Source organism: Acetatifactor sp. (genome assembly GCF_982438285.1).
The window spans coordinates 1-6,113 of the sequence record NZ_CEWDFQ010000187.1; the positions used below are offsets into that span (position 1 = coordinate 1).

At 47.9% G+C, this 6,113-nt stretch carries 6 protein-coding genes; all 6 read left to right on the forward strand.

Annotated elements, in window-relative coordinates; translation table 11 throughout:
- Positions 1 to 1,796, forward strand: a 1,796-nt coding sequence (locus AC1WIP_RS10065) for a DNA gyrase/topoisomerase IV subunit B (protein ID WP_481141702.1), incomplete at its 5' end; no start/stop codon positions are given.
- A 44-nt stretch (positions 1,797 to 1,840) separates the two neighbouring features.
- Positions 1,841 to 4,078 (forward strand): DNA gyrase/topoisomerase IV subunit A, encoded by a 2,238-nt coding sequence (locus tag AC1WIP_RS10070; protein WP_481141703.1) that lies wholly within the window; start codon positions 1,841 to 1,843, stop codon positions 4,076 to 4,078.
- Positions 4,079 to 4,116: 38 nt separating this feature from the next.
- Entirely contained in the window at positions 4,117 to 4,665 is a 549-nt protein-coding gene (gene rsmD, locus AC1WIP_RS10075; protein ID WP_481141704.1) for a 16S rRNA (guanine(966)-N(2))-methyltransferase RsmD, read from the forward strand.
- Positions 4,666 to 4,705: 40 nt separating this feature from the next.
- Positions 4,706 to 5,197, forward strand: a complete 492-nt coding sequence (gene coaD, locus AC1WIP_RS10080) for a pantetheine-phosphate adenylyltransferase (protein ID WP_481141705.1) — start codon at positions 4,706 to 4,708, stop codon at positions 5,195 to 5,197.
- Positions 5,198 to 5,211: 14 nt separating this feature from the next.
- A complete protein-coding gene (locus tag AC1WIP_RS10085; RefSeq protein ID WP_481141706.1) occupies positions 5,212 to 5,814 on the forward strand; it encodes a vacuolar family H+-ATPase subunit H in 603 nt (200 codons plus the stop codon).
- Positions 5,804 to 6,113, forward strand: a 310-nt coding sequence (locus tag AC1WIP_RS10090; RefSeq protein ID WP_481141707.1) for a hypothetical protein, incomplete at its 3' end; no start/stop codon positions are given. The genes AC1WIP_RS10085 and AC1WIP_RS10090, both read left to right, overlap by 11 nt.

Genomic DNA, 6,113 nt, shown 5'->3' on the forward strand with positions numbered 1-6,113 from the left:
AAATTGTAGACAACTCAGTGGACGAGCATCTGGCGGGCTGCTGCGACACCATAACCGTCACCCTGGAAGCGGACGGCTCCGCCACAGTATCTGACAACGGCAGAGGCATTCCGGTGGGGATGCACGAAAAGGGCGTCAGCGCAGAGCGCCTTGTGTTTACCACCCTTCATGCCGGAGGAAAATTTGACAGCTCCGCTTACAAGACCAGCGGCGGCCTTCACGGAGTGGGTTCCTCTGTGGTGAACGCTCTTTCCACAAGATTGACTGTAAGAGTCAAAAGCAACGGCCTGATCTATGAGGATAAGTATGAACGGGGAGTTCCCATAATAGACTTAAAGGACGGTCTTCTGCCTGTAGTAGGAAAGACCAAGGAGACAGGAACCACCATTAACTTTCTGCCGGACGATACCATTTTCGATAAAACACGTTTTAAGGAGGATGACGTAAAAAGCCGACTTCATGAGACGGCCTACTTGAATCCGGCCCTTACGATTATTTTTGAAGATAAGCGCAAGGAGGTGCCTGAGCGCATAACCTTTCACGAGCCGGAGGGCATTATCGGATTTATCAAGGATATGAACAAATCCAAGGAAGCCCTGCACGATGTGATTTATTTTTCAGCCCAGAGCGAAGGCATTTCCGTTGAGGCCGCTTTTCAGTATGTAAATGAATTTCACGAGAATGTGCTTGGCTTCTGCAACAATATTTACAATTCGGAGGGGGGCACCCATCTGACAGGCTTTAAGACCGCCTTCACCAATCTGATCAATACTTATGCCAGAGAGCTGAATATATTGAAGGAAAAAGACGCCAATTTTACGGGAGCGGATGTGCGAAACGGCATGACGGCAGTGATTTCCATAAAGCATCCGGACCCCAGGTTTGAGGGACAGACAAAGACAAAGCTGGACAATCAGGACGCCGCAAGGGCGGTGTCAAAGGTGACAAACGATGAATTGGTGCGGTTTTTCGACCGGAATCTGGAAACCTTAAAAAGCATTATCGGCTGCGCGGAAAAAGCGGCCAAAATTCGGAAAACTGAGGAAAAAGCCAGAACCAATCTGTTGACAAAACAGAAGTTTTCCTTTGATTCTAACGGAAAACTTGCAAATTGCGAGTCCAAGGACCCCTCTAAATGTGAAATCTTTATCGTAGAGGGCGATTCTGCAGGGGGAAGTGCAAAAATGGCCCGAAACAGGATGTATCAGGCCATCCTGCCTATCCGGGGCAAAATCCTGAACGTGGAGAAGGCCAGTATTGACAAGGTTTTGGCAAATGCAGAGATCAAAACCATGATCAATGCCTTCGGCTGCGGCTTTTCCGAGGGCTACGGAAATGACTTTGATATTACAAAGCTGCGCTATGATAAGATCATCATAATGGCGGATGCGGATGTGGACGGCGCCCATATATCCACTTTGCTTCTCACGTTATTTTACCGTTTTATGCCTGAGCTTATTTTTGAGGGGCACGTTTATATCGCCATGCCGCCCCTCTATAAGGCCATGCCCTCCAAAGGAGCGGAGCAATACCTGTATGATGACAAGGCTTTGGAAAAATACAGAAAGACCCACAAGGGACCCTTTACTCTGCAGCGTTACAAGGGACTTGGAGAGATGGACGCTGCGCAGCTGTGGGAAACCACTCTGGACCCGGAAACCAGACTGTTAAAGCAGGTGGAAATTGAGGATGCCCGTATGGCCTCCGAGATGACAGAGCTTTTGATGGGTACGGATGTGCCTCCCCGCAAGGCGTTTATTTACGACCATGCCACGGACGCAGCTTTAGACATCTGACGAAAGCTTATGTAAGTTCATAAATCAGGAGAATACAGGAAAACATGAATGATAGAATCATAAAAACCGAATATTCCGAGGAAATGCAGAAATCCTTTATCGATTATGCCATGAGCGTTATTATCGCAAGAGCGCTTCCCGACGTCAGGGACGGCTTAAAGCCTGTACAGAGAAGAACCCTGTATGATATGCACGAGCTGGGCATCCGGTATGACAGGCCCTACCGAAAAAGCGCCCGTATTGTGGGAGACACCATGGGTAAATATCATCCTCACGGAGACAGCTCTATTTATGAGGCTCTGGTGGTGATGACCCAGGATTTTAAGCGGGGGCTTCCCCTGGTGGACGGCCATGGCAATTTCGGCAATATCGAGGGGGACGGGGCGGCTGCCATGCGTTATACGGAGGCGCGGCTCCAGAAGATCACCCAGGAAGCCTTTCTGGCAGACCTGGATAAGGATGTGGTGGATTTTGTGCCCAATTTTGACGAGACGGAAAAAGAGCCCTCGGTTCTGCCTGCCAAGATTCCAAACCTTCTAATCAACGGCTCCGAGGGAATCGCAGTGGGTATGGCAACAAACATCCCCCCTCATAATCTTTCTGAAGTCATCGATGCGGTTAAAGCCTATATGCTGAATGAAAATATTACCGTAAAGGAGCTGATGCGCTATGTGAAGGGGCCTGATTTTCCCACCGGCGGCATTGTCATAAATAAGGATGAGCTTCTAAGCATTTATGAAACCGGCACAGGGAAGATTAAAATCAGAGGCAGGGTGGAGTTTGAAAAGGCCAAGGGCGGAAGAACCAACCTGGTGATCACAGAGATTCCCTACACCATGATCGGCGCCAATATCTCAAAGTTTTTATCGGATGTGGCGGCCCTTTCCGAAAGCAAAAAGACCCAGGATATTGTGGATATTTCCAATCAGTCCTCCAAGGAGGGCATTCGGATCGTCATTGAGCTAAAAAAGGATGCAGACCCGGAAAATTTTGTAAATTTGTTATATAAAAAAACCCGTCTGGAGGACACCTTCGGCGTGAACATGCTGGCTATTTATGAGGGCCGTCCCGAAACTATGAACCTAAAGCAGATTATCAAGGCCAATGTGGATTTTCAGTTTCAGACAGCCACCAGAAAGTATACCAATCTGCTGGCAAAGGAAATGGAGCGCAGGGAAGTGCAGGAGGGATTGATAAAAGCCTGCAATGTGATTGATTTGATCATAGAAATTCTCAGAGGCTCCAAGGACCGCGCCATGGCCAAGGCCTGCCTGGTGGAGGGAAAAACCGAAGGAATCAAATTCAAATCCAGAGAGTCCAAAATCATGGCGCAGCAGCTGATGTTCACGGAAAAGCAGGCGAACGCAATCCTGGATATGCGCCTGTATAAGCTGATTGGACTGGAGATTGAGGCGCTCATTCACGAGCATGAGGAAACCATGGCCAACATCTATCGGTATGAGGATATTTTGGAAAGCAGGGACTCCATGGCCCAGGTGATCATAAACGAGCTCAATGCCCTGAAAAAGGAATACGGCAGGAAGAGAAGGACGGTCATTGAAAACGGGCAGGAGGCTGTCTATAAGGAAAAGGAAATAGAAGAAATGGAAGTAATGTTCCTTATGGACCGGTTCGGCTATGCCAAGACCATTGACATGATCACCTATGAGAGAAATAAGGAGGCGGCAGATTCAGAAAACAGATATGTTTTCCCCTGTAAAAATACGGGCCGCATTTGTCTGTTCACCGATACGGGACAGCTTTACACCATAAAGGTTATGGATCTGCCCTTCGGCAAATTTAGAGACAAGGGGATTCCCATCGACAACGTGAGCAATTTCAGCTCGGAAAAGGAAGAGCTTCTTCTGATTGCCAGCCAGGATATGCTGAATCTCTGCCAGGTTCTGTTTGTGACGGCCCAGTCCATGGTAAAGGTAGTGGACGGCAGTGAATTCGATGTGGCAAAGCGCACTGTGGCAGCCACTAAGCTTAACGACCAGGACCGGGTGGTAAGCGTGGCAGTCTTAAAGGAGCAGCGCAATGTGGTGCTGCAGACAAAGGATGGGTATTTCCTTCGGTTTCCCATTGAGGAAATTCCCGAAAAAAAGAAGGGAGCCATCGGCGTCAGAGGCATGAAGCTGGGGGAAAAGGATTTTGTGGAAAATGTATACTACACCCAGCCTGCAGCAGATACCTCTGTGGAGTATAAGGGAAAAAATATCGTCCTGAACCACTTAAAGGCGGGAAAACGTGACAGCAAAGGGACTAAGCTGCGTGTATAAGACCGGGGCTCACAAAATAGGAAAAGGAGATTTATCCCATGAGAGTGATTGCGGGAACAGCCAGAAGCCTTCCCTTAAAAACTCCGGCAGGCATGGAAACCCGTCCTACCACAGACCGGATCAAGGAAACGCTTTTTAATATCATTCAGGCTCATATTCCGGGATGTGTTTTTATTGATATATACAGCGGAAGCGGCGGCATCGGCATTGAAGCTTTAAGCAGGGGGGCAAAAAAAGCCTATTTTATTGACAATTCCCCCAAAGCAGCAGCCTGCATTGAGCAAAATCTGACATTTACGAAACTGAAGGACCGTGCTATAGTATTAAAGCAGGATGCCCTTGCAGCTGTAGGCAGTATTTACGAGTCCGAAGCAGACATTATCTTTCTGGATCCTCCCTATGGATGCGGACATGAAAGACAGCTGCTTTCCCTTCTCTCCAATCGGAAATATGTGACGGAAAATACCATGATTATCGTAGAGACTTCACTGGACACAGATTTTTCCTGGCTGGAGGAATGTGGGCTTTTCCTGGAACGGGAGAAGCGTTATAAAACAAACCGGCATTTATTTTTAAAAAAAGCGTAAGGCGAGGTTTTTTGCAAAACAGCGCAGAAATGAGGATTGTATGAAAAAAGCAGTTTATCCGGGAAGCTTTGACCCGGTGACCTACGGACATCTGGATATCATCAAACGCGCCTCTGAAATTTTTGATGTGCTGATTGTCAGCGTTCTCAATAATAAAGACAAGACCCCGTTGTTTTCTGTGGAAGAACGTGTTAAGATACTGAGAGAGGCTACAAAGGATATGCCCAATGTAGAGGTGGACAGCTTCAGCGGACTGCTGATCAACTATGCCGCCCAAAAGGATCTTCACATAGCCGTGCGGGGACTTCGGGCCATTACGGATTTTGAATATGAGCTTCAGCTGGCCCAGATGAACCGAAAGCTGTCTGAGGGCAGACTGGATACCATGTTTTTGACCACCAGTCTGGAATACGCTTATCTAAGCTCCTCCAGCGTGAAGGAAATCGCCTATTTCGGCGGAGATATTGGACAGTGCGTGCCTGATTTTGTAGCGGATCTGATTTATAAAAAGTTCAACACCAATCAATCATGACAAGGAGAGGATAGATGAGCAGCAGAATAGAGCAATTAATTGATGAAATAGAAGAATATATTGAGAGCTGCAAGCCGAAGTTTATGTCAAATACGGAAATCATCGTGAATAAGGATGAGATTGACGAACTGCTTCGCGAGCTGCGCATGAAAACTCCCGATGAAATCAAGCGTTATCAAAAAATTATCAGCAACAAGGAAGCTATTTTAAACGATGCCAGAGCCAAGGCGGAAGCTCTGATCAATGAGGCCACTGTCCACACAAACGAGCTGATTAATGAGCATGAGATCATGCAGCAGGCCTATGCTCAGGCAAACGAGGTGGTTTCCATGGCCAGCAAACAGGCTCAGGAAATTTTAGACAACGCCACCATAGAGGCCAACAATGTGCGCTCTGCCGCCATGCAGTATATGGACGATATGCTGGCCCATCTGGAAAATATTATTGTCTCCTCATCCCAGGCGGCAAGCAGCAATTATGAGAATTTGATAGGCTCCCTGAATCAATACCGGGACATTATCCAGTCTAACCGAAACGAGCTGCACCCTGTAGAGGAGGATTTGGAGGAAGCGCCTGCGAAAGAGCAGGAGGAAGCCGGAGATATTGATGTTATATAAAAGAAACAGATCAGGGCTGCCGCAGATGCGGCAGCTTATTCTGTCAGGGATTCCAGTCAATGGAAAAATCTTTTTTGCAGTAATGTGCTCTGTTCTCGCAGCTCTTTTTTTCTGGGGCGCCAGGGTGCAGGCCGCTTACAGAGTGCAGCCTGTGGACGAAACACTTGTGGTGGTAATCGATCCGGGACATGGCGGGGAAAATGAAGGAACGGCAGAAGGCCGGCTGACCTTGGAGGACGCCGCTTTGGAAAAGGAAATGACCCTTGTCACAGCTATGGCCATGTACGACGAGCTTTGCC